The organism is Micromonospora sp. NPDC053740, assembly GCF_040677775.1.
Lineage (GTDB): Bacteria > Actinomycetota > Actinomycetes > Mycobacteriales > Micromonosporaceae > Micromonospora > Micromonospora alfalfae.
The window spans coordinates 214,407-238,255 of record NZ_JBFASO010000004.1 but is presented as its reverse complement, the minus strand read 5'-3'; the positions used below and the strand labels follow the sequence as shown (position 1 = coordinate 238,255).

The 23,849-nt window shown below is 70.6% G+C and carries 23 protein-coding genes and 1 pseudogene; 19 read left to right on the top strand and 5 right to left on the bottom strand.

Annotated features, from left to right (window positions below):
* Positions 1-68: 68 nt before the first annotated feature.
* The 3 genes from AB0K35_RS13850 to AB0K35_RS13840 are packed head-to-tail and all read left to right on the top strand — an operon-like array spanning position 69 to position 2,378.
* The gene (locus AB0K35_RS13850) at positions 69-401 is read left to right on the top strand and encodes a hypothetical protein (protein WP_238672166.1); all 333 of its coding nucleotides are present in this window, start codon (positions 69-71) and stop codon (positions 399-401) included.
* Entirely contained in the window at positions 398-1,459 is a 1,062-nt protein-coding gene (locus AB0K35_RS13845) for a WXG100 family type VII secretion target (protein WP_238672167.1), read from the top strand. Before AB0K35_RS13850 ends, AB0K35_RS13845 begins: the two co-directional genes overlap by 4 nt.
* A 13-nt stretch (positions 1,460-1,472) precedes the next feature.
* Positions 1,473-2,378 carry a hypothetical protein gene (locus tag AB0K35_RS13840; RefSeq protein ID WP_363885460.1) on the top strand — a complete coding sequence of 302 codons (906 nt, stop codon included), beginning with the start codon at positions 1,473-1,475 and terminating at the stop codon, positions 2,376-2,378.
* A 13-nt stretch (positions 2,379-2,391) separates the two neighbouring features.
* On the opposite strand, the gene AB0K35_RS13835 is transcribed toward AB0K35_RS13840, so the two are convergent.
* Positions 2,392-3,363 (bottom strand): aldo/keto reductase, encoded by a 972-nt coding sequence (locus tag AB0K35_RS13835; protein WP_238672169.1) that lies wholly within the window; start codon positions 3,361-3,363, stop codon positions 2,392-2,394.
* Positions 3,364-3,549: 186 nt separating this feature from the next.
* Here AB0K35_RS13835 and AB0K35_RS13830 point away from each other — a divergent pair, with 186 nt between their 5' ends.
* The 12 genes and pseudogenes from AB0K35_RS13830 to AB0K35_RS13775 all read left to right on the top strand — a co-directional run bounded on the left by AB0K35_RS13830 (position 3,550) and on the right by AB0K35_RS13775 (position 15,423).
* Complete coding sequence (locus tag AB0K35_RS13830) at positions 3,550-4,602, top strand: LLM class F420-dependent oxidoreductase (RefSeq protein WP_363885458.1); 1,053 nt, start codon at positions 3,550-3,552, stop codon at positions 4,600-4,602.
* Positions 4,599-5,435, top strand: a complete 837-nt coding sequence (locus AB0K35_RS13825) for an undecaprenyl-diphosphate phosphatase (RefSeq protein WP_238672170.1) — start codon at positions 4,599-4,601, stop codon at positions 5,433-5,435. The genes AB0K35_RS13830 and AB0K35_RS13825 overlap by 4 nt, the downstream gene beginning before the upstream one ends.
* Before the next feature lie 179 nt (positions 5,436-5,614).
* A complete protein-coding gene (locus AB0K35_RS13820) occupies positions 5,615-7,060 on the top strand; it encodes a sugar porter family MFS transporter (protein ID WP_363885456.1) in 1,446 nt (481 codons plus the stop codon).
* Between the two features lie 175 nt (positions 7,061-7,235).
* Positions 7,236-7,538 (top strand): urease subunit gamma, encoded by a 303-nt coding sequence (locus tag AB0K35_RS13815; protein WP_238672172.1) that lies wholly within the window; start codon positions 7,236-7,238, stop codon positions 7,536-7,538.
* A gap of 10 nt (positions 7,539-7,548) precedes the next feature.
* Positions 7,549-7,884, top strand: a pseudogene (locus tag AB0K35_RS13810) (urease subunit beta); the annotation flags it as partial.
* A 174-nt stretch (positions 7,885-8,058) separates the two neighbouring features.
* Complete coding sequence (locus AB0K35_RS13805; protein WP_238672174.1) at positions 8,059-9,777, top strand: urease subunit alpha; 1,719 nt, start codon at positions 8,059-8,061, stop codon at positions 9,775-9,777.
* A 61-nt stretch (positions 9,778-9,838) separates the two neighbouring features.
* Positions 9,839-10,402, top strand: a complete 564-nt coding sequence (ureE, locus tag AB0K35_RS13800) for a hypothetical protein (protein WP_051708532.1) — start codon at positions 9,839-9,841, stop codon at positions 10,400-10,402.
* A 22-nt stretch (positions 10,403-10,424) separates the two neighbouring features.
* On the top strand, positions 10,425-11,102 hold the full coding sequence (locus AB0K35_RS13795) for an urease accessory protein UreF (RefSeq protein WP_238672175.1): 678 nt from the start codon (positions 10,425-10,427) through the stop codon (positions 11,100-11,102).
* 44 nt (positions 11,103-11,146) lie between these two features.
* Positions 11,147-11,776, top strand: coding sequence for an urease accessory protein UreG (gene ureG, locus AB0K35_RS13790; RefSeq protein WP_238672176.1), 630 nt, complete (start codon positions 11,147-11,149; stop codon positions 11,774-11,776).
* Positions 11,773-12,690 carry an urease accessory protein UreD gene (locus tag AB0K35_RS13785; protein ID WP_238672177.1) on the top strand — a complete coding sequence of 306 codons (918 nt, stop codon included), beginning with the start codon at positions 11,773-11,775 and terminating at the stop codon, positions 12,688-12,690. The genes ureG and AB0K35_RS13785 overlap by 4 nt, the downstream gene beginning before the upstream one ends.
* Positions 12,691-12,709: 19 nt before the next feature.
* A complete protein-coding gene (yut, locus tag AB0K35_RS13780) occupies positions 12,710-13,735 on the top strand; it encodes an urea transporter (protein ID WP_238672178.1) in 1,026 nt (341 codons plus the stop codon).
* Between the two features lie 26 nt (positions 13,736-13,761).
* The gene (locus tag AB0K35_RS13775; RefSeq protein ID WP_238672179.1) at positions 13,762-15,423 is read left to right on the top strand and encodes an ammonium transporter; all 1,662 of its coding nucleotides are present in this window, start codon (positions 13,762-13,764) and stop codon (positions 15,421-15,423) included.
* Between the two features lie 32 nt (positions 15,424-15,455).
* Here the strand turns inward: AB0K35_RS13775 and AB0K35_RS13770 are convergent, their stop codons facing one another.
* Positions 15,456-16,175: a YoaK family protein gene (locus tag AB0K35_RS13770; protein WP_363885452.1), complete on the bottom strand. Its 720-nt coding sequence runs from the start codon at positions 16,173-16,175 to the stop codon at positions 15,456-15,458.
* A 177-nt stretch (positions 16,176-16,352) separates the two neighbouring features.
* Here AB0K35_RS13770 and AB0K35_RS13765 point away from each other — a divergent pair, with 177 nt between their 5' ends.
* The 4 genes from AB0K35_RS13765 (at position 16,353) to mshC (ending at position 19,913) form a co-directional block, all read left to right on the top strand.
* Positions 16,353-17,066 (top strand): MSMEG_4193 family putative phosphomutase, encoded by a 714-nt coding sequence (locus AB0K35_RS13765; protein ID WP_238672181.1) that lies wholly within the window; start codon positions 16,353-16,355, stop codon positions 17,064-17,066.
* Between the two features lie 145 nt (positions 17,067-17,211).
* Positions 17,212-17,793 carry a DUF3090 domain-containing protein gene (locus AB0K35_RS13760; protein WP_238672182.1) on the top strand — a complete coding sequence of 194 codons (582 nt, stop codon included), beginning with the start codon at positions 17,212-17,214 and terminating at the stop codon, positions 17,791-17,793.
* Entirely contained in the window at positions 17,790-18,608 is an 819-nt protein-coding gene (locus tag AB0K35_RS13755; RefSeq protein ID WP_357363993.1) for an SCO1664 family protein, read from the top strand. The genes AB0K35_RS13760 and AB0K35_RS13755 overlap by 4 nt, the downstream gene beginning before the upstream one ends.
* 66 nt (positions 18,609-18,674) lie before the next feature.
* Positions 18,675-19,913, top strand: coding sequence for a cysteine--1-D-myo-inosityl 2-amino-2-deoxy-alpha-D-glucopyranoside ligase (gene mshC / locus AB0K35_RS13750; protein ID WP_238672184.1), 1,239 nt, complete (start codon positions 18,675-18,677; stop codon positions 19,911-19,913).
* Positions 19,914-20,016: 103 nt separating this feature from the next.
* Here mshC and AB0K35_RS13745 read toward each other — a convergent pair whose 3' ends face one another.
* From AB0K35_RS13745 to AB0K35_RS13735, 3 genes are all read right to left on the bottom strand, one after another.
* Positions 20,017-21,228 carry an acetylhydrolase gene (locus AB0K35_RS13745; RefSeq protein ID WP_363885449.1) on the bottom strand — a complete coding sequence of 404 codons (1,212 nt, stop codon included), beginning with the start codon at positions 21,226-21,228 and terminating at the stop codon, positions 20,017-20,019.
* 582 nt (positions 21,229-21,810) lie between these two features.
* Positions 21,811-22,602 carry a GntR family transcriptional regulator gene (locus AB0K35_RS13740; protein ID WP_357363999.1) on the bottom strand — a complete coding sequence of 264 codons (792 nt, stop codon included), beginning with the start codon at positions 22,600-22,602 and terminating at the stop codon, positions 21,811-21,813.
* A 123-nt stretch (positions 22,603-22,725) separates the two neighbouring features.
* A complete protein-coding gene (locus AB0K35_RS13735; protein WP_030332815.1) occupies positions 22,726-23,595 on the bottom strand; it encodes a PAC2 family protein in 870 nt (289 codons plus the stop codon).
* Between the last annotated feature and the right edge of the window lie 254 nt (positions 23,596-23,849).

The window sequence follows — 23,849 nt, the reverse complement described above, 5'->3', positions numbered from 1 at the left end:
GACCGGGTGGTGCCCGGTGGCCGGGAGATCGTATCGTCGGTGCGCTCGACTCATGGGGGAGGAACGGCATGCCACCGGATATCGATGTCGACGTGCAGGCGGTCCGTCGATTGGAGACAGCCGCCAAGCAGGTCGCCAGCTCGCTGGCCGCGCTGCAGGGGCAGATCCTCTCGGCCGGCGACGTGCCGTCGGGCGCCTTCGGCCATCTGCCGTTCGCCAGCGACATGCTCCGCGACAAGTACGCCGAGCAGGTCACCGGCGGCAAGGAGTTGTTCTCCGCCGCGAGCGCCGCGTTCGGCCGGGTCGCCACGGCGCTGGGCGACACGGTCGAGGCGTACGAGCACAACGAACGGGACCTCGACGCCGGGTTCAAGGCCATCCAGTCGGGGCTGCCCGGATGAGCGGCCCGGCCGGCAGCGCCGTCCAACTGTGGAACGGCCTGGACAGCGCGCTCTCCGGGGTGCAGGACGCCGTCGACAGTGTCTGCCGCACCCTGGCCTGGCCGCTGATCCAGCTCGTCGAGCTGGTCGACGGCGAGCCCGCCGTGCTGCGCGCGAAGGCCGCCGAGTGGGACGCGCTGGCCGCGCAGGTACGCGACCTGGCGCAGGGGCACCGCGGGGCCCGGGAGTCCGCGCAGGGCGGGTGGCGCTCACCGTCCGGTGTGGCGTACGGCCAGCGGTTGGCCGAGGTGGAGCAGCAGCTCCTCGACGTCGCCGAGCAGTTCGCCGCGACCGCGGAGTACCTGCGCAGTGTCGCCGACGGCCTGCAGACCGTGCACGACGTGCTCGTGGACCTCTGCGTGGAGTTCGTGAACTTCCTCCTGGTGACGCTGGTGACGGCGTTGCTGATGGCCCCGGTGACCATGGGCGCGTCCTGGGCGGCCGGCGTGGGCGTGGCCGTGACCAGGGGCCTGATCGTGTTTTCCCGGGCTCTGAAGGTCATGCGGCCACTGGCGACACATCTTCAGAAGGTCATCCGCCTGCTGCAGCGGGTCATGCTGTATCTGCGCAAGCTGCAGGCGCACCTGGACAAGCTGGTCAAGATGCAGGACAAGCTGCTCACCGGCCGGAAGTACGCCGACAAGCGGCACGCCGCCGGCAAGGCCGACAAGTGGTTCCACAAGATCTTCGACCCGACGAAGGGCACCTACAAGCTGGGCAAGTCGGGTTCACCGTTCGACATGGGCACCCTTGAGCGGGCCGCCGCGCTGCGGGCGCACGGGGTCGCCGACGGTGCCCGGGTGGTCGCCCGGGACTGGGCGACCCATCTGCCGTGGAACGTGCCGAACTCGGTCGTGCACGGCGTCACCTGGGGGACCGTCGCGTTGACCAGCGGGCTCTCCGTACCCGGCAGCGAACAGGTCGGCGATCAGATCGACCAGGCGGTGCAGGGCGGGGCGGACTGGATCGACCAGAATGTCTTCGGGCAACCGCCGGCGGGTCAGCCGGCGGGCCGCTAGGGAGGAACGCGTGATGTCAGGGGAGCGGGGCCGCCTCGGCCGGTTCACCGACGCCGTGCTCGGCGGCGCGCGGGCCGCCCGGGACAAGGCCCGTGAGCTGCGCGACGAATTTCGCACCAGCGACGAACCCGAACGTGCTCTCGTCGCGCCACTGCTGCCCGGGCAGGAGCTGCGCTATGTGGGGCTCGGCCCGGTCCGTGCCCCGCAGACCCACAAGGCCGGTCGGCAGCTCGCCGATGTGATGGCCGACGAGTTCGTCGACTCGCTCGACCCGAAGGTGCTGTTCGGGCTACTCAACATCGTCAACCCGGTGGTCTGGGTGGACGCGGTGCTGACGCCGGTCCGGATGGCCGCGGGCGTGCTGCTGCTGCCGGGCAACGCTGGCGCCCTCGCGGCGGGGGTGCCGGAGGCGGCCGAACCGGAGCCGGCCCCGCCACAGCAGCGGGCGCCTCGGGTGGTGATCCCGCTCACGCCGGAGCAGGAGGCGTTCCGCGCCCTGTTCCGGCTGAGCCTGTACCGCCCGCTGGCCGACCAGCTCGCCGAGATCGCCTACCGTCGCCGGTTCGTCTTCAGCGGCGACCTCGCCACCCTCGCCGGCAGCCTGCTGCTCTTTCTGGAGCGTTACACGGGCACACCGCTGGCGGTGACCGACACCCACCTTCACCTGCTGCGGATGGGGCCCCGCCCGGACGCCGACCGGCCCGACCGGCGTCAACCGCGGGTGCTGTGGAGCGTCGAGCGCGGCCGGGTGGCCCGGATCGACTCGGAGGGGGGCGTGGGCGGTCTGACGCGTTTCCCGTCCACCATCTTCTTCGACGACGGCTCGTGGATCCGGATCGTCAACCCGGCGACCCGCGACGACCAGTCCCGGTTCCTGACCGCTATCCGCGAGCTTGCCGGGAACCGCCCGGCGCCGTGACCCGGCCGGCGGGTCAGCCGTCGCGTTCGGGGTAGCCGACCGGCACCGCGGAGACGTCGTCCAGCGCGGTGGTGATCTCCTCGGGCAGGGTGATCCGTTCCACCGCGAGCGCGCCGAGGAGCTGCCCGACAGTGCGCGCGCCGAGGATCGGCGCTGTCACGCCGGGCCGGTCCCGGATCCAGGCCAGGGCCACCTCCAGCGGCGACACCCCCAGCCCACCGGCCGCGGTGGCCACCGCCTCCACGATGCTGGAGCAGCGCGGCTCCAGGTACGTCGAGACGAACGGCTCGAAGTGCGGCGACGCGGCCCGGGAGTCGGCCGGACGGCCGTGCCGGTACTTGCCGGTGAGCACGCCCCGCCCCAGCGGCGACCAGGGCAGCACGCCGAGGCCGAGCGCGTCGCACGCGGGCAGCACCTCCCGCTCCACGCCCCGCTCCAGCAGCGAATACTCCACCTGGGACGCGACCACCGGCGCCCGCCCCGGCCAGGCGGTCTGCCAGGCCGCGGCCCGCGCGGTCTGCCAGCCGGAGAAGTTCGACACCCCGACGTAGCGGACCTTGCCGCTGGCCACCGCGTGGTCCAGGGCGGCCAGGGTCTCTTCGAGGGGGGTGTCCGGGTCGTACCCGTGCACCTGGAACAGGTCGACGTGGTCGGTGCCGAGCCGGCGCAGCGACGCGTCCAGCGTGCGCAGCAGGTGCCCCCGGGAGCCGTCCCGACGTCGGCCACTGCCGGGGCGTAACCCGGCCTTCGTGGCGATCAGCAGCTCCTCACGGGGGACGAGGGAGCCCAGCAGCGAGCCGATCACCGACTCGGCGTCGCCGTCGCCGTACACGTCGGCGGTGTCGATCAGGTTGCCGCCCGCGTCGAGGTAACTCTTCAGCTGAGCGGCCGCATCGTCGGCGTCGGTGTCCCGGCCCCAGGTCATGGTGCCGAGCGCGAGCCGGGAAACCGCCAGCCCGCTTCGGCCGAGCGGTCGCTGTTGCATGGGTGAACCTTATTTCGAACCTGCCGCCACGGATATCCTCGCTCCCGTATCTCTGCCGGTTCTGCCGGTTCCGCCGCCTCGGGCTGCCCCGATGGAGGGGGGATCAAAGGGGTCGAGCCGGTGATCGAGTCCGTTATCGGCATTGCGTAACCTGGGGCGACCTGTGCCACGGATGGGGGAGGACCAGTGCGACTCGGGCTCAGTCTCGGATACCAGACGGCGTGGAGCACACCGGCCGACCACCTGGCGCTGGCCCAGGAGGCGGACCGGCTGGGCTATTCGGTGGTGTGGGCGGCGGAGGCCTACGGCTCCGACTCGCCCAGCATGCTGGCCTGGATGGCCGGCCAGACCGAACGGATCGACGTCGGCGCCGCGGTGATGCAGATCCCCGCCCGTACGCCGGCGGCCACCGCCATGACCGCCGCCACCATCGACGCGCTCTCCGGCGGCCGGTTCCGACTCGGCCTGGGTGTCTCCGGCCCGCAGGTCTCCGAGGGATGGCACGGCGTGCGTTTCGCCAAGCCGCTGGCCCGGACCCGCGAGTTCGTCGACATCGTCAAGCTGGCCATCGCCCGCAAGGAGGTGGCGTACGACGGCGAGCACTACACGCTTCCGCTGCCGGACGGCCCGGGCAAGGCCCTGCGACTGGGCTTCCGCCCACCCCGCGAGCACATACCGATCTACCTGGCCGCGGTCGGCCCGAAGAACCTGGAGCTGGCGGGCGAGATCGCCGACGGCTGGCTGGCAGTGTTCTACGCCCCGGAGTTCGCCGAGGAGCAGCTCGCCTCGGTGCGCGCCGGGCGGGCCAAGGTCGGCAAGGAGTTGGCCGGTTTCGACGTGGTGCCGTCGGTGCCCGTGGTGATCGGCGACGACGTGGCCTCCTGCGCCGAACTCGTCCGCTGGTACGCCGCGCTCTACGTGGGCGGGATGGGCAGCCGGCAGCAGAACTTCTACAACCAGCTCGCCACCCGGATGGGCTACGGCGACGCCGCCCGCGAGGTGCAGGACCTGTACCTGGCCAAGCGCCAGCGCGACGCCGCCGCCGCCGTACCCATGGAGTTCATCGACCGCACCTCGCTGCTCGGCCCGAAGGAGCGCATCGCCGAGCGGATGCGGGAGTACGCGGCGGCCGGCGTCACCACGCTGTCGGTGACCCTCTTCGTGGCCGACCGGGACAGCGGTGTGCAGACCCTGCGTACCGTCGCCGAGGCTCTCGACCTCTCGGGAGTTGGCGAGTGACCTGGGTCGAGGCAATCGTTCTGGGCATCGTCCAGGGACTGACCGAGTTCCTTCCGGTCAGCTCGTCGGGGCATCTGCGGATCACCTCGGCGATCTTCTTCGACCGCGACGCCGGCGCGTCGTTCACAGCGGTCACCCAGCTCGGCACCGAAGCGGCAGTGCTGATCTACTTCGCCAAGGACATCTGGCGGATCACCCGGACGTGGCTGGTGGGCATCCGGGACAAGTCGGTGCGCTCCAGCCTCGACTACCGGATGGGCTGGTACGTGATCGTCGGCTCGATCCCGATCGGGCTGTTCGGTTTCGTGTTCAAGGACCAGATCAAGACCGCCGGGCGCAACCTGTGGGTGGTGGCGACCACGCTCATCGTGTTCGCGTTCGTGTTGGCCTTCGCCGAGTACTGGGGGCGGCAGACCCGCACCCTGGAGAACTTCCGGATGAAGGACGGCATCGTGATGGGTTTCGCCCAGGCCATGGCGCTGGTGCCCGGGGTGTCCCGTTCCGGCGGCACCCTCACCGCCGGCCTGCTGCTCAACCTGACCCGCGAGGCGGCGGCCCGGTACTCGTTCCTGCTGGCCATCCCGGCGGTGGTGATGTCCGGCGTGTTCAGCCTCGGGGACGTGTTCGAACCATCCGCCCCGGGCACGTCGGTACCCACGGTGGCCCAGACGATCGTTGCCACCGTCATCGCCTTCGGCATCGGTTACGCGGCCATCGCCTGGTTGTTGCGCTACGTGGCGCACCACACCCTGTACGTCTTCGTGCTGTACCGGGTGGCGCTGGGCACCCTGGTCCTGGCCCTGTTGCTGACCGGCGCTATCGACGCCACCTGATCCGCCCGCGCGTCCGCCGGCCTCCGTTCCCCGCCCGGGGATCGGAGGCCGGCCCGTTTGCGGTGTCCACCGGATGGTGCCGTACTTCATCCTATTTCGGTCGAACCACCTCAGAGCGCACCTAGTCTTTCTGTGTCCGGGTTGATGTCAGGGACGAGACTTGCGGGAGAGGGGCGACCGTGACCGCCAGCGGCGCGAAGCGCGGGCGGGGTGGGCCGCCACGGCGCAACCTCATAGCGGTCCTCGCGATCGTCGCGCTCTCCGGCGCGCTCTTCGGCTACGACCAGGGCGTCATCAGCGGGGCGCTGCGCGACATCCGCCAGACCTTCGACGCGGACACCTTCGCCGTCGAGGTGGCGGCGAGTTGGGTGACCCCCGGTGCGCTGGTGGGTGCGCTGCTCGGTGGACACCTCGCGGACCGGGTCGGCCGCCGGGGAGCACTGTGGGTCGCCGCCGCCGCTTTCGCGGTGGGCACCATCGTCCAGGCGTTCGCACCGGTGATCGGGGTGATGTTCGGTGCCCGGCTGATCCTGGGGCTGGGCATCGGGGTGGCCTCGGTCGCCGGCCCGATGTACGCGGCGGAGGCGGCGCCGGAACGCATCCGGGGCAGCCTCCTGGCGCTCTACCAGTTCTCCACCACGTTCGCGATCTTCATCGGCTACCTCGCCGACGAACTGTTCGAGGCGGGCAGCTCCTGGCGTTACCTGCTCGGGGCCGCCGCGCTGCTGGGGGTGGCCCTCGCCCTGGTCACCACGGTGATCCCCGACTCGGCCGTCTGGTATGTCGGGCGGGGCGACCGGCGGCGGGCGGAGGCGTCGCTGCGGGCGACGGTGCCGCCGGAGAAGGTGCCCCAGCGGCTGCACGCCGTGCAGGAGAGTCTCGCGGCCGGCAAGGCGGGTTGGCGCGAGGTGCTCTCGCACGAGTGGCGGCGGCCGTTGGTGCTGGGTGTGGGCCTGGCCCTGTTCCAGCAGCTGACCGGGATCAACGGGATCATCTACTACGCCGACGAGATCTTCTCCGCCGCCGGATTCCACACCCCTCAGGCGCAGCTGGCAGCCACCACCTGGGCGATCGGCGCTGTCGACTCGCTCTTCACGCTGGTCGCGGTCGCCTTCCTGGACCGGCTGGGCCGCCGTCCACTACTGCTGGTCGGCCTGCTGGGCATGGCGGTGTCGCTGGTGGTGGTCAGCGTCAGCTTCGCGAAGATGGATCCGGGGGCGCAGGCGACCGGAGCGACCGGGCACCACCCCACCGACGCCGGCATCTTCCTGCTGGTCGGCGTGGTCATGTTCGTGGCGTTCTACGCGATGTCGATCGGCCCCGCCGCCTGGACGGTCATCAATGAGATCTTCCCGGGCCGCATCCGGGGCCGATGCGTGGCGGTCGCGTCCGCCACCCACTGGGGCACCGAGTACCTCGTCACCCAGTTCTTCCTGAGCATGCTCGACGCCCTGGGCCGGTCGGGTGTGTTCGCGCTCTTCGCCGGCACCTGTGTGCTCGGCTTCCTGTTCATCTGGCGGTACCTGCCGGAGACGAGGGGCAGGACCCTCGAGGAGATCCAGCAGATGTGGCAGAACGACGCCCGTGTTCGGCGCTCGCACCGTGCCGGCGCGGGGTCCCGCTAATTCTCGGCTTCTGACCCGTGGCGCAGCGGGCAGGGCGTACGGTCGAGCCGAAGCCGCCCAAAAACGGATCTGTTGGACAAACAGCTCATTCCGGATGAGCGTCGGTGCTCGCCCGGTGGGAATCCGCTCGGCGGGATGGCGGCCCCCGACCGACCGTCGCAGAAGGACCAGGACAGTGCATCTGACACCACGGGAATTCGACAAGCTGACGATCCTCTCGATGGCGATGGTCGCCAATGCCCGCAAGGCCAGGGGGGTCAAGCTCAATCACCCCGAGGCCGTCGCGGTCATCTGTGCCGCCGCCCTCGAGGGCGCCCGGGACGGCAAGACCGTCGAAGAGGTCATGAACGAGGCCCGCAGCACCCTGAGCGCCGACGACGTGATGCCGGGCGTGGCGGACATGCTGCCCATGATCCAGGTCGAGGCGGTCTTCACCGACGGCTCGCGACTGGTCACCGTGCACTCACCCATCCGATAGGGAGCAGGACATGGCCAACCAACATCCCGGCCCCAACTCGAAGCACGTGCGACCCATCGGCGGCTACGTACTCAGCGATCAGCCCCTGGAGCTGAACGCGGGCCGGCCGGTCACCGAGGTCGTCGTCCAGAACACCGGTGACCGTCCGATCCAGGTCGGCTCGCACTTCCACTTCTTCGAGGCCAACCGAATGCTCGCCTTCGACCGTGAGGCGGCCTTCGGGCGGCGGCTGAACATTCCGGCGACCACGTCCATCCGCTTCGAGCCGGGTGACAAGAAGACGGTGCAGCTCATCCCCTTCGGCGGGCAGCAGCGCGTGTACGGCTTCAACGGTCTGGTGCAGGGGTGGAGCGGCAGCGAGTCGACCCCCAGCTATCGACCCGACCGCACCGAGGCGATCCACAACGCCAAGACCCGCGGCTTCAAGTTCAGCGCGGAGCAGCAGGACGACCCCAAGGGCAAGAAGAAGTAGATCGACTAACCCGCAGGGCTGCGCGCCTCGGGCAGGAGAGAAGATTCGATGAGCCAGATTTCCCGGCAAGAGTATTCCGGCATGTACGGCCCCACCACGGGCGATCAGATCCGGCTCGGCGACACCGACCTGTACATCGAGATCGAGAAGGACCTCCGGGTCCTCGGCGACGAGGTGATGTACGGCGGGGGCAAGACGCTGCGCGACGGCATGGGCGTCAACAACCAGTACACCAACGCGCAGGGCGGCCTGGACCTGGTCATCACGAACGTGACCATCCTCGACGCGACCCTCGGCGTGGTCAAGGCGGACGTCGGTGTCAAGGACGGCAAGATCGCCGGCATCGGCAAGGCGGGCAACCCGAACGTCATGGACGGGGTCACCCCCGAGCTGATCACCGGTCCGGGCACCGAGGCGATCTCCGGTGAGCACCTCATCCTGACCGCCGGGGGCATCGACACGCATGTGCACCTGGTGACGCCGCTTCAGGCGTACGCCGCCCTGAGCAACGGGGTGACCACCCTGTGGGGCGGCGGCACCGGCCCGACCGACAGCACCAACGGCGTCACCATCACCCCCGGTCCGTGGAACATCCACGCGATGATGCGGGCCTTCGAGTCCATCCCGATCAACATCGGCCTGATGGCGAAGGGCAACAGCACCGGCCGCGCGCCCCTGGTGGAACAGATCATGGCCGGCGCGCCGAGCTTCAAGATCCATGAGGACTGGGGCGCGCCGCCAGCGGTGATCCGGGCCTGCCTGGACGTCGCCGACGAATTCGACGTGCAGGTCAGCATCCACACCGACACCCTCAACGAGAGCGGCTACCTCGAGGACAGCATCGCCGCGTTCGAGGGCCGGACGATCCACACCTTCCACACCGAGGGCGCCGGTGGTGGGCACGCGCCGGACGTCATCAAGGTCGCCGCTCAGATGAACGTGTTGCCGAGCTCGACCACGCCGACGGTGCCCTACGGCATCAACAGCCAGTCCGAGCTGTACGACATGATCATGGTCTGCCACAACTTCAATCCGCAGGTCCCCTCGGACGTGGCCTTCGTGGAGAGCCGGATCCGGACCGAGACGATCGCGGCCGAGGACGTCCTGCTCGACGAGGGCGTCATCTCGATGATGCAGAGCGACTCGCAGGCGATGGGCCGGGTGGGCGAGACCTGGTTGCGGACCATCCAGCTCGCCGGGCAGATGAAGACCGCCCGCGGCAAGCTCGCCGAGGACTCCAGCGCCAACGACAACTTCCGGGTGCTGCGGTACGTGGCCAAGATGACCATCAACCCGGCGATCACCCAGGGAATCTCGCACGTGCTGGGCTCGGTCACACCCGGCAAGATGGCCGACCTCGTGCTCTGGGAGCCGGCCTTCTTCGGTGCTAAGCCGAAGCTTGTCCTCAAGGGCGGCATGATCGCCTGGTCGATCATGGGTGACCCGAACGCCTCGCTGCCGACGCCGCAGCCTGTCTACTACCGGCCCTCGTTCGCCGCGTACGGCAGTCAGCTCGGCAAGACCTGCGTGACCTTCGTGTCGCGGGCCGCGCACGAGGCCGGCATCGCCGAGGAGCTCGGCCTGCAACGGCAGGTCATGCCGGTGTACCGGACCCGGGGGCTCACCAAGCGGGACATGGTCCGCAACGACCGGCTGCCCAAGCTCGAAGTCGATCCGGAGACCTTCGCCGTGAAGATGGACGGCGTGCACGCGACGGTGCCGCCGGCCCGGAACCTGCCCCTGAGCCAGCTCTACTTCTTCAGCTGACCCCCGCCGGACGCCGGCGCCGCAGTGTGCGGCGCGGGCGCACCATGGAAAGGAGACGCCCGTGCTCGTCGAATCGGTGCTGGGCAACATGAACGAGCCGGACTGGACGCTCCGGCTGAAGGAAGCGCGCATCGACGACCTGGTCCTGGACCAGTGGGACGCCCAGAAGAGCCGGATCCGCAAGATGACCAGTTCCGGGGCGGAGCTGTCCGTGGCGCTGGCGCGGGGGGTCCGGCTGCGCGACGGCGACATCCTGGCCTGGGACGACCTGACCGCCACGGCAGTGGTGGCCCGCGTCCAACTGGGCGAGGTGATGGTGGTCCACCTCGACCAGCTGCGCGGCGAGTCGGCCGAGCTGCTGATCCGCTCGGCCGTCGAACTCGGCCACGCGATCGGCAACCAGCACTGGCCGGCAGTGGTCAAGGGCACCCGGATGTACGTGCCGCTGACAGTGGACCGCAAGGTGATGGATTCGGTGATGCGAACCCACGCGTTCAGCGGGATCACGCACGAGTTCGTCCCCGGCACCGAGATCATCGCGTACCTCGCTCCGCACGAGTCGCGGCGGCTGTTCGGTGGCGCCGACTCGACACCGCACTCCCACCTTCCCGCCGACCTCAACTGAGCGGGGCCGGACGGTGCGCACGATGGCCGAAACCCTGAAGCTCCTGCAGTTCGGCGACTCGGTCTTCCCGGTCGGTGCCTTCTCGTTCTCCAACGGGCTGGAGATGGCCGTCGAGCATGGCGTCGTGCACGACCGGACCACCCTGCAGGACTACGTCCGGACTGTCACCCGGCTCGCCGCAACCGGGGACGGGGTGGCGGTGCTCGCCGGCCACCGGGCTGCCCGGGCCGGCGACCTCGAACGGATCCGCCAGGCCGACCAGGCCGTGCACCTGCGCAAGATCAACGAAGAGACGCGCACCATGTCGGTCCGGATGGGTCGCAAGCTGGCCGAGGCCGCGACCCGGATCGTCGGGGAGACGCTGCTCAAGAAGCGGATCGACGAGTCTGCCAACGGCGTGCCGGTCACCTATCCGGTCGCCCTCGGCGTGGTCTTCGCCGACCTCGGGGTCGACGAGCAGGACGCGTTCGCGGCCCACCAGTACGGCGCGGCCTCGACGGTGCTCAGCGCGGCGATCCGGCTGATGCCGGTGGACCACCTCGACGCGCAGTCGATCCTCTTCGCTGTCAACGAGCGGGTCGCCGACGACTACCACGAGGTGCGCACCGCGAGCCTCGACGACATGCAGACCTTCGGGCCGCACGCCGATGTGCTCGCCGCCGCGCACCAGCACGTGCACGTGCGGATGTTCATGAGCTGAATCCGCACCCCGCGGAAACGTACCCAGGAAGGACAGGTCACAGGATGAAGTCGGCAAGTCGTATCGGAGTGGGCGGCCCGGTGGGCAGTGGCAAGACCGCGATCATCGAGGCTGTCGTGCCACGGTTGGTGGAGAACGGGTTGCGGATACTGGTGATCACGAACGACGTGGTCACCACTGAGGACGCGAAGCACGTCCGGCGGGCGCTGACCGGGGTCCTGGTCGAGGAACGGATCATCGGCGTGGAGACCGGGGCATGCCCACACACGGCCGTGCGTGAGGACCCGAGCATGAACCTCGCCGCCGTGGAGGACATGGAGTCCAAGTTCCCGGACAGCGACGTGGTCCTGATCGAGAGCGGCGGCGACAACCTCACACTGACCTTCAGCCCCGCCCTGGTGGACTTCTTCATCTACGTCATCGACGTCGCCGCCGGTGACAAGATCCCGCGCAAGAACGGGCCGGGGATCTCCAAGTCCGACATCCTCGTGATCAACAAGACCGATCTGGCGCCCTACGTGGACGCCGACCTCGACGTCATGGCCCGTGACGCGGAACTGATGCGCAACGGCAAACCGGTCGTGTTCACCAACTGCAAGACGGGTGAGGGCATCGACGAGCTGGTCTCGCTGGTTCGCCGCAACGCGCTCTTCGACGCCGAAGTGGTCGCATGATCACACTGGACAGTGCCCGGGAGCTGGCGCCGTACCAGGACCAACCGGCGCAGCTGCCGGCCGCCGCCAACGGCAAGGTCGGCATCCTGCGCCTCGGGTTCGAGCGGCGCGGGGACCGCACGATCCTGCACGACCTCTACCGGCAGTCGCCGCTGCTGGTGCAGCGCGCGCTCTACTGGGACGAGGAGATGCCGCAGCTTCCCTGCGTCATGATCCTCACCACCTCCGGGGGCATCCTGCAGGGGGACCGCCTGCACCTGGACGTCACCCTGGCGGCTGGCAGCCAGGCGCACCTGACCACCCAGGCCGCGACCAAGATCCAGGAGATGGACGCGAACTACGGGACTCAGGTCCAGCGGTTCACCCTGGGCGAGGACGCCTACCTCGAGTTCCTCCCGGAACCGACGATCCCCTACCGGGCCAGCCGGTTCGTCACCGACAGCCGGGTGCGCCTGCCGGAGAGCGCCACGATGCTCTACGGCGAGGTCCTGCAACCCGGCCGCAAGTACTACCGCGACGGCGAGCTCTTCGCGTACGACCTCTTCTCCTGCTCCCTGCGGGCCGAACGCCCCGACGGCCGGCAGTTGTTCGTGGAGAAGTTCGTGGTGACCCCGAGGCAGTTCGGCGTGGCGAGAGTCGGGGTCATGGACCGCTTCCACATCTTCGGCAACGTCGTGCTGCTCACCAGCCCCGAACGGGCGGCCCGGGTCTTCGATCGGACCTCGACGCCGGTCTGGGACGAGCAGACCCCTCTGGCCAGCGCCGTCAGCCGGCTGCCGAACGACGCCGGGCTCATCTTCAAGGTCCTGGGTCAGGAGACCGAGCCGGTCCGCGCCGCGGTACGCGCCTTCTGCGTGGCCGCCCGGGAAGAGGTGACCGGCCGGACCTTCCCGCCGGCGTTCAGCTGGCGTTGATCTGGCGAGGAGACGTTTCGTGACAGCAGTGGCACACGGTTGGGACCGGCTCAGTGACGGCAACCCGTTGCTCGGGTTCGTCGACGCCTGCCTGCGCGGGCCGGCGCAGGTCCTCCTGCAGAACAACCCCCTCACCGGCCTGCTGGTCCTGGTCGCGGTCGCCTGGGGGGCGTTCGAGAACGGGCAGCCACGGATCTTCGGGGGAGGGGTCGTCGGGCTGCTCGTCGGCACCGCCACGGCGCTCGCCCTGCGGGTGGACGAGCCCTCCCTGCGCAAGGGACTGTTCGGCTTCAGCCCGTTCCTGACCGGCATCGCCGTGCCGACGTTCCTCGACGACCGGCCGTTGATGTGGCTCTACCTGGTGCTCGGCGCGATCGGCACGACAGTGGTCACCCTCGCCCTGAACGCGATCTTCAAGACCTGGGGTCTGACCGCGTTCACCATGCCGTTCGTGTTGACCACCTGGGTGCTGCTGCTGGCCGCGTACCAGTTCGACCGGTTCACGGTGCAGACCAACCTCAAGCCGACGTTTCCCGGCGAGGGACAGTTGACCACCGGCCGCTTCGACTGGGACCTGATCCCCACCTTCCTGCGCGGGGTGTCCCAGGTCTTCCTGATCGACAGCTGGGTCACCGGGGTGATCCTCCTGGTCGCGCTACTGGTCAACTCCCGCTGGTCGGCGCTCTTCGCGGTGATCGGCACCGTCGGGGCCACCCTGCTGGCGCTCTGGTTCGGCGCCGACGCGGCCTCGCTGGACAAGGGCCTCTTCGGCTTCAACGCGGTGCTGACGGCGATCGCTGTGGGCGCTGTGCTGCACCGCCCCGGCGCGCTGGTGACCCTCTACACCCTCTTCGGCATCGCCCTGACGCTGTTCGTGCAGCTGGCCCTGGCGAGCGTGCTCGCCCCACTCGCCATCCCGGTGCTGACCGGACCGTTCAACATCGCCACCTGGCTGTTGCTGCTGCCCAAACGGCACTTCGCGCCGGTGCCCAACCACGAACGCGTCAAGGAGTCCGTCGTCACCACGGTGCGACACACCGTCTGACGTACCGAGAGGAGAGGTGAGCTCCCATGCTCGCTCAGGAAGCGGTGAACTCGGGCGACACGGCCTGGGTGCTCGTCTGCACCGGCCTGGTGTTGTTCATGACCCCCGGCCTGGCCGCCTTCTACGGCGGCATGGTCCGGACCCGCAACGTACTCGCGATGTTGCAGCAGAACATGGTCGCGCTGGGCGTCGTCAGTCTGACCTGGGTCCTGGTGGGGTACACCATTGCCTTCGGCGACGACGCCGGCACCGGCCTCTTCGGCAACCTCGAACTCTTCGGACTGACCGACCTCAAGGTCCCACCCGCCCCCCATCTGCACGTGGTCGCCGGCCAGGTGACGATTCCGACCCTGGCCTTCGTCGCGTACCAGATGATGTTCGCGGTGATCACCCCCGCGCTCGTCACCGGCGCCACGGCCGGTCGACTGAGGTTCGCCGGCTGGGTCGCGTTCCTGGCGATCTGGTCGGTCGTGGTCTACGCGCCGGTCGCGCACTGGCTATGGCACCCCGACGGCTGGCTGGCCAAGTTCGGCACCCAGGACTGGGCCGGCGGGATGGTGGTGCACGCCTCGGCGGGCGCCGCCGTGCTCGGCACGTTGCTCGTCGTCGGACGTCGCCGTGGCTGGCCACGCACCGCCTCCCCGCCCAACTCGATCCCGCTGACCATTCTCGGGGCGGGCATCCTCTGGTTCGGGTGGTTCGGTTTCAACGGCGGCGACGGACTCCAGGCCAACGGCCTCGCCGCCCAGGCCCTGATCAACACCCACCTGGCGGCAGCCGCCGGCATGATCGTCTGGCTGGTGGCGGAGCGGCTGAAGGACGGCCACAGCACCGTCGTGGGCGGCGTCTCCGGGGCGGTCGCGGGGCTCGCGACGGTCACCCCCGCCGCCGGGTACGTCAACACGCTCTCCGCCATCGCCATCGGCGCGATCGCCGGCTTCGTCTGCCACTTCGCGCTGCGGTTGAAGTACCTGCTCCGGCTCGACGACGCGCTGGACGTCCTCGCGGTCCACTTCGTCGGAGGCATGCTCGGCTCGCTGCTGGTCGGCTTCTTCGGCGACAGCGGCGTCAACCCGCTGGGCAAGGACGGTCTCTTCTTCGGCGGCGGCGGATCCCTGCTCTGGCACCAGGTCGTCGGCGTGGTCGCCGTGGTGGCCTTCTCCTTCGTGCTCAGTTGGGCGATCGCCGCCGCCGTGCAGGCCGTTCTCGGGCTTCGTGCCCCCGCCGAGGCGCAGGACAATCTCGACCACGCCCAGCAGGACGCCGACGCGTACCACCTGGGCGGCGTGGCGGGTCTCAACGGCAGCGGCGCGCCCCAGCGTCGGCGTGGGCCCGACCGCGAACGCGGCCCGGAGCGGTCCTCCCGGCCGCCGCAGAACGCCCGACTGGTCACCGCGACGGTCAACCCGACACTGCTGCCCACCACCCGGGAGCTACGCGATGCGCTGGTCGGCGCGGGTGGCACCGCCATCGTGCTCTTCGACGCCACGGTATCCACCGCCGAACCGGCCGCCCGTTCGCTGCCCCGAGGGTTCTGGCAGGACCAGGATCTCGTGGGCCGGGCCCGGGTCGAGGTGGTGGTGGACCGCGAGGCGGTGTCCGCGGTGCTGGACGTGCTGAGCCGTTACGGCGCGGACCGCTCAGAGTGCTTCGTGCAGGACGTTCAGCTCGCGACGGACGTGCGCTGAGCGCTGGCACACCGGCGCGCCGCCGACCACCGTCACCGGCGGACGCGGACCAGCAGCGACAGGGTGGACAGGACCAGCGTTCCCCAGGCCGGCACCCAGAGCGGGTCTTCCTGCGCCACCGCGCCGAGGCCACCCCCGGTGGCGTAGCAGGTCAACGCCAGGAGCCCCAGGAAGATGCCCTGCCGGGCCCGCGATCGGCCGGCGTCCGGCCCGGCCATCAACCGTCCGACGCGTTCACCGAGCTTCGCCACGGTGCCCGACTGGTAGGTGACGGCCGTGGCGATCCCGGCGGTGCGGGCGAACAGGGTCGCCAGCGCGCCCATGGCGAAGCCGCCGGCGGCGGCCAGCCCGATCCGTGCCGACCCGCCCTGCCGGCCGTGGTGAAGCAGCAGGTTGAGCGCCGCCCAGAGGGCCATGGCCGCCACGGCGCAGGCGAGGCCCCGCGAGGAGGGTGCCCACCGGCTCGGTGCCGCTCGGATCTGCGAGACCACGCCCGTCCCGGCGGCGAACGCGACCAGCGAGCCCGCGGATTCGGGCCAGGCGGCGTGCCTTCCGGCCAGGCCGATGCCCAGGAGGACGGCGTTGCCCGACTGGTTGGCGACGAAGGCCCCGTAGCGCAGGAAGGCGAAGGCGTCGACGAAGCCGGCGGTCGCGGTGGTGACGGCGAGAACCAGCAACGGGTGCCGGAACTCCCGGTACACGTCCTGTGGGTCCGCGGTGAACGACGGCCGCGCGGATGCCGAGTCGCCCATCGCGTTCCACATCCTCCGACAGCGGCCCCCGGGCACGCCAGGCAAATGGCACTGTATCGAACGGCGGCGCGACACCGTGCGTTTCCCGCCAAATCGGGTGATCGCGCTGATCAGTGGAGCCGACGCGGACCCCGGCAGGCCGACGGGCGACGAACCCGCTCGGAGGCAGGTCATAGGGTGGTCACCGTGGCGACCCTCCTGCTTCTGCGACACGGCCGGACGACAGCGAACGCGGACGGCGGTCTGGCCGGCCGCCAGCCTGTCGAGTTGGACGACACCGGACGCGCCCAGGCCACAGCGGTCGGCGAGCGGCTGCGGGCGGTGCCGCTGGCCGCCGTGGTGACCAGCCCACTGATCCGCTGCCGGCAGACCCTGGAACTGGCGCTCCCGCAGGCCACCCCGGTGGTCGAGGACGGCCTGATCGAGTGCGACTACGGCAGTTGGGAGGGGCAGCCGCTGAAGAAGCTGGCCAAGGAGCCGCTCTGGCCGGTGGTCCAACAGCACCCCAGCGCGGCGGTCTTCCCGGGTGGGGAGGCGATGGCGGCGATGGCGGCACGTGCAGTGGCGGCGGTTCGAGCCTGGGACGCCCGGGTGAACGCCGATCACGGGCCCGAGGCGGTCTGGTTGGCGTGCAGCCACGGCGATGTGATCAAGGCCATCGTGGCGGACGCGCTCGGCGTACACCTTGATGCCTTTCAGCGGATCGTGGCCGACCCGGCGTCGGTGACGGCGATCCGGTTCACGCCGCTGCGTCCGTTCCTGGTGCGGCTCAATGACACCGGTGGCGACCTGGCGGCGCTGGTGCCGCCGCCGGCCAAGCGGCGTCGGCGCGCGAACCGCGCGGCCGACTCGGACGCGGCCGTCGGCGGTGGAGCGGGTGCGTCGCGGTGAGGCGCGTCACGGCACCACCGTCGGTCGGGGCGTCGGCGTCCGCCACGCCCGGGTGTAACCCCTGGTACGCCGGGCGCGCCGACGCTGTGGCGATTCGCGTCGGTGGGGTGCGCGATGCCAGGGCGGGCCGGATAGGGTCGTGGGTATGACCCACCAGGTGCACGCCTTCGAACCGCCGGAGCGGTTCGTCGCCGGGACTGTCGGGGCGCCAGGGGAGCGCACGTTCTTCCTGCAGGCCCGCGGCGGCGGCAGGCTGGTCAGCGTCGCGCTGGAGAAGGTCCAGGTGTCCCTGCTCGCCGAGAAGCTGGAGGAGCTGCTCACCGAGGCGCAGCGTCGCTTCGGGGTGGACCTGCCCGAGCTGGCGCCGGTGATCGGCGACAACGAGCCGCTGGACACTCCGGTCGACGAGGAGTTCCGGGTCGGGACGCTCGGGCTGGCCTTCGACGTCGACACCGCGACAGTGGTGATCGAGGCCATCGCGGCGGGCGAGGTGGAGCCCGAGGTCGAGCTGGGCGACGAGGACGACGACGAGGACGACGACGAGGACGAAGAGCCGGACGAGGACCTGGATAGGCTCCGGGTCCGGCTCACCCCGCAGGCGACCCGCCAGTTCATCGAGCGGGCCCGGCGAGTGGTCAACGCGGGCCGGCCACCGTGCCCGCTCTGCGGCCAACCGTTGGACCCCGCCGGGCACCTCTGCCCGCGGCACAACGGTTATCACCGGTGACCTCGTCCGGCCTCCAGCCTCGCCAGGACGGCGACGCCGCGCTGCGGCTGCTGCGTGATGGCGTCCTCGACCTGGAGGGTCGGCTGGTCGACGCGTCGAACACGACGCTGCGCGGCATCCTGACCCTGGACGGGTTGACCGCCCGCTGCGTCTACAAGCCCGTCCGGGGTGAGCGCCCACTCTGGGACTTCCCCGACGGCACCCTGGCCGGTCGGGAGGTCTCGGCGTACCTGGTCTCCAGGGCCACCGGATGGGACCTGGTGCCGCCCACGGTGCTGCGGGACGGCCCGTTCGGCCCCGGCTCCTGCCAGCTGTGGATCGACGAGCCGGAGGACGCCGAACCGCTCGTCGGTTTCCTGCCCGCCGGGGAGTTGCCGCCACGCTGGATCCCGATCGCCGCGGCCCAGGACGACGACGGCGCCGCGTACGCCCTCGCCCACGCCGACGACCCACGGCTGGCCCGGCTCGCGGTGCTCGACGCGGTGCTCAACAACGCCGACCGCAAGGGTGGTCACGTGCTCGTCGGCGCCGACGACCGGATCTACGGCGTGGACCACGGGGTGAGCTTCCACGTGGAGGACAAGCTGCGCACGGTGCTCTGGGGTTGGGCCGGTAAGCGGCTGCCAGCGGACGCCGTGGAGATGCTCGACGCGCTGGCCGGGCAGGTCGCCGGTGCGCTCGGCGCGGAGTTGGCCGACCATCTGACGATCAGCGAGGTGGCCGAGGTGGCCGCCCGGGTCGACAGGCTGCGCGAGACCGGCTGCTTCCCCCAGCCTCCGGAGGACTGGCCGGCGATGCCCTGGCCGCCCATGTGACAGGCTGTCATCTTGATCACCCGTGGGGCGCTCCGGCGTTGTCGCCGGGCTGGCTAGGCTGATCCCATGGAGTCTTGGGCGGGACACGAGGTGCCACGGCTGCCGGGCAGGGGCGAGCCACTGGCGTTGTACGACTCGGCGCGGCAGGGTGTCCACCCGAGCGAGCCGGCCGACGCGGGAAGCATGTACGTCTGCGGCATCACCCCGTACGACGCCACGCACCTCGGCCACGCCGCCACCATGATCACGTTCGACCTGGTGCAGCGGATGTGGCGCGACGCCGGCCGCCCGGTGCGCTACGTGCAGAACGTCACCGACATCGACGATCCACTGCTGGAGCGGGCCGCCCGCGACGGCGAGGACTGGGTGGTCCTGGCGATGCGTGAGACGGCGCTGTTCCGGGAGGACATGGAGGCGCTGCGGATCATCCCGCCGGAGCACTACGTGGGCGCTGTCGAGTCGATCCCGGACATCGCCGACAAGGTCGAGGTGCTGCTCAAGGACGGTGCCGCGTACCGGCTCGACGACGGCACCGGCGACGTCTACTTCGACATCTCCGCCACGCCCCGCTTCGGCTACGAGTCGAACCTGACCCGCGAGCAGATGCTGGAGATCTTCCCCGAGCGCGGCGGCGACCCCGATCGGGCCGGGAAACGGGACCCGCTCGACCCGCTGCTGTGGCGCGGCGCCCGCGATGGCGAGCCGTCCTGGCCGGGTGGCGAGCTGGGCCCGGGCCGCCCCGGCTGGCACATCGAGTGCGCGGTGATCGCGCTCAACCTGCTCGGCGACCGGATCGACGTGCAGGGCGGCGGCAACGACCTGCTGTTCCCGCACCACGAGGCCTCCGCCGCGCACGCCGAGCGGCTCACCGGCCAGGCGCCGTTCGCCGAGCACTACGTGCACGCCGGCATGATCGGTCTGGACGGCGAGAAGATGTCCAAGTCCCGCGGCAACCTGGTCTTCGTGTCCCGGCTGCGCGCCGACAAGGTCGACCCGATGGCGATCCGGCTGGCGCTGATCTCCGGTCACTACCGCAGCGACCGCACCTGGACCGACGACCTGCTCACCGCCGCGTACGAGCGCCTGGACCGTTGGCGGCGGGCCGCCGCCGCGCCCGCCGGGCCGTCCGGGGCTGAGTTGCTGGCCGAGGTACGCGCACGCCTGGCCGACGACCTGGACACCCCCGGAGCCCTGGCCGCAGCCGACCGTTGGGCCGAGGCCACCCTCGCCGGCGCCACCGACGACCCCGACGCGCCGGCCCTCTTCGCGAACACTGTCGACGCCCTCCTGGGCATCCGCCTCTGACCGTGCGTTTCGCGTTTGCCGTGATCGACTCGGGTTCCTGGATGTCGGGGTGTCCCGGCCGGTGCGATGCCCCGGTTTCCAGGAAGCCGAGTCGATCAGCGCATCACGGAATGAACGCCACCTCGGGGAAGGCCCGGCTCGGGCCGCTCAGGAGGTGACCGCCCCGGTGCCGCAGGTGCAGGTCGAAGAACGCCAGCGGGTACGCCTGCCCGATGCGGACCGCGCGGGCGGGGTCGAGAGTGCCGACCCAGCCGACGAGTTCCTCATCGCTCATCCCGATGATCCGTGCCAGCTGCGGCACGAGCCACTGATTGTCGCCGTACGACGAGTGGACCACCCCCGCAGCCTGCACGTTCAGCCGCCATCCATGAAGGTGCGTGAAGAACTCGGCGACGGCGGGCTCCGCGGCCCGGGTGAACTGCGCCGTCATCAACATGAACGGTCGGTGCAGGTCGGTGGGCAACGGCTGCGACTGCATCGGGCCGTCGAGGCTCAGCCCTGCCCGGACCCGCCGGTCGGTGCCCATGGTCAGGGCCGTCGCCGTACCGCCCTTCGACCAGCCGAACATGCCGACCCGGCTCAGATCGAGGGCGGCGCCCAGCCCAGGTGGCAGCGGCGCGTGCGCGACGTCGGGGTTGCCCCCGGCCGCGAGAACGGCGATCTGGTCGAGAACGAACCGGACGTCGCGCGCGTACGTCCACGGGGTGGCGTCGAAGTCGTCCTCCCGGACGGTGACCCGGCCGTCGGGGAACTCGCTGAACCCGTCGTACGTGTGGTCCACAGTGACGACCACGTACCCGTGGCTGGCGAGTTCCTGCACCACGATCGTGGTGTCCGAACGGTGGCTGCCGGCGCCGTGCGAGTAGAGAACCACCGGTAACCGCCGACCCGGATGCCGCACCGGCGCGCCCTCGTGCCCGGCCGTCAGTGGCGCCAGCGCGGCGTCGGGGGAAAAGCCGGCGGAGCCCAGCAGCATGCGCATCGACGCGGCGGTCATCCAGGGGGCGAGCGGATGATCCCGGACGTCCCGGGCGGGATACCAGACGCTGACCATCAGCTCCCGGTGCCGCCCCGGCCCCGCCAGCGGCTCCGGTCGGGAACGGTCGACCAGATGCAGCGCCACCGTACCCACCCGGTGGGGCCCGGTCGGCCGGGGCAGGGTGAGCCGGACCGGGCCCCGACCGGCCGTGGCGGCCATGGCGCGGCCGTCGACACCGGCAATGCCCATCGGTACGCCGACCCCGGCCACCAGTGCGGCTCCGACAACTCGACGGCGTGTCAGTCCCCGTCCACCGACGGGCTTCACGGTTCGCATCGATCTACCTCCTGAGGGTCGCTCGACGCCGGGACCGAGCCGCCCGACCATCGAGCAATACACACGCAGTATATATACTGAGTGTATAGATGCAACGGCTCCGCCCGCGCTCAGCCCGTTCCACCAACCCCACCAACCCCGCCCTGGCCCCACCAACCCCGCCCTGGCCCCGCCCCGCCCCGCCCGCCCCGCCCGGCCTGGCCCCTCCCGGTCTCACCCGGCTCACCCCGCCCCAGCCCTTGCCCTGCCCTCTCCACGTCGATCATGGAGTCGTGGTGCCTGGTTCCTAGCGCTATGCGCCTTTCGTGAGGCACCACAACTCCATTTTCGACCGGCGCTTGGTGTGTCGAGCCTCAGTGCCCCGCAACCCGCCACCCTGGCGCGGATCTTGCGGTTCCTGTCCCGTCAAAGGGGGTGGAACGGGGCATAGAGGCGACAGTATCTGCAAGATCGGCGAGGCAGGGCGAGGCAGGGCGAGGCAGGGCGAGGCAGGGCGAGGCACGGCGAGGCACGGCGAGGCACGGCGAGGAACGGCGGGGCGAGGCCGGGCGGGGCGGCTTCGAGGGTGGGGTGGGGTGGCGGCTAGCCCAGGACCAGGCCGGGGTCGGGTTCCGGGTCGGGGGTCGGGCCGGGGATCTTGTACTCCTCGGTGAGGGTGGTCATGGGGCCGGGCCAGGTCGCCTGGGACACCTCGATCGGCTTGCGGTGCGCGTCGTACGCGATGTGCAGCAGGTGCAGCACCGGGGTGTCCGGCCGGATCTGGAGGGTCTCGGCCTCCTCCCGGCTCGGCTGGCGGGCGCTGATCGTGTCGGTGGCTGAGGCGTACCGCCGTCCGGTCGCTTCCTCGGCCTCCTGGTAGAGCGGCCGGCCGAACGCCTCGGTGCGCTCCAGCGACGTGCCGGCGGTGTCGCGGGGCAGGAACCAGGAGGCGCCGACTTCGACGGGGGAGTCGTCGGTGCGGACGAGGTGCCGCCGGCAGAGCAGGTTGGTGCCGTCGGACACACCGAAGGCGTCGGCCACCTCGGCGGGGGCGGGGGCGTGCCCCACGGAGACGAGCTGTTGACGGTATCGGGCGGCCAGGTCGGCGTGGTAGCCGCGGAAGCCGCCGTACCGGCCCCGGGAGAGGCGGTTGAGGCGGCGGCGGGTGCCTCGGACGTACGTACCGGAGCCGGGTTTGGTGATCAGGATGCCCTCGACCCGCAGCTGGTCGACGGCGCGTTGCACTGTCTGCTTGGCTACGCCGAACATTTCGGCGATGGCCGGGATGGATGGCAGCCGCTCGCCCGGCCCCCAGTCGCCCCGGCGGACCTGGGCCTTGAGCTGCGCGGCGATCTGTCGGTGCGGGAACTCGGCGGCCCCGGGATTGATCTGCACACTCGCCTCCTTGATCACATCTAGGTTCCTAGGATGCCCTAGCGGGTGTGACGGTGCCACCCCGGACACGCGAAAACGGGCCCCCGGACCACAAAAGGTCCGAAGGCCCGCAGCTGAACAGTGCTACCAGGAACCGGCGGTGGGGCCGGCCGAACCGCCCCGGCGGCGCAGGTACTTCTCGAACTCCTGGGCGATCTCGTCACCGGTCAACGGGGTGATCCCCTCGTCGCCGACCCGTTCTTCGAGCTCGCGGACGTACTCGCCCAGCTCGGCGTCCTGCTCCGCGGCACTGCGCACCCGCTGCTCCCACTCGGCGGACTCCTCGGCCAGGTCGGCCATCGGCACCGGCAGGTCGACGACCTCCTCGACCCGGTGCAGCAGGGCGAGGGTGGCCTTCGGGCAGGGCGGGTTGTTGGCGTAGTGCGGCACGTGCACCCAGAACGAGACGGCGTCCACCTCGGCGCGGGTGCACGCGTCGTGCAGCACGCCGACGATGCCGGTCGGCCCGTCGTAACGGGTGGGGGTGAGCTGGTAGCGCTCGGCGGCCTGCGCGTCGGAGGCGCTGCCGCTGATCGGCAGCGGCCGGGTGTACGGCACGTCGGCCAGCAACGCGCCGAGCAGCACCACCCGTTCCACCTCCAGGCTGTGGCAGATCTCCAGCACCTGCTCGCAGAACGTCCGCCAACGCATGCTCGGCTCGATGCCGCGGATCAGCACCACGTCGCGGTCGGTGCCCTCCGGGCTGGCGACCATGAACCGGGTCGTCGGCCACTCCACCCGTCGGGTCTCCCCGTCCGCCATGGTGATGGTGGGCCGGCTGACCTGGAAGTCGTAGAAGTCCTCCGGATCCAGCTCGGCGATCTGCCGGGCGTTCCAGACCTGCTCCAGGTGCTCGACCGCGGCGGTGGACGCGTCGGCGGCGTCATTCCAGCCCTCGAACGCGGCGATCGCCACCGGGGACCGCAGCACCGGCAGTCCGTCGAACTCGGTCACGCCGTCACCTCACCCTGCTCGTCGCGGCTGGCGCCGGGACCGCGCCCGGTCGTCATACCGTGTGGCACGGCGGCGTCCCTGTTGTCCTTCACGTCCGCCAGCCTACGTGCAGGGCGAGGGTGCGGCCCGTCGGCCGCGCCGGTCGGCCGCTCCGGCAGCACGTCATACCCGAACGAACCGGACATGGTGATCCCCGTGACACAATATGGGATCGCTCGAGGACGGTCGTGGAGTCCGACCGAATCGCACTAACC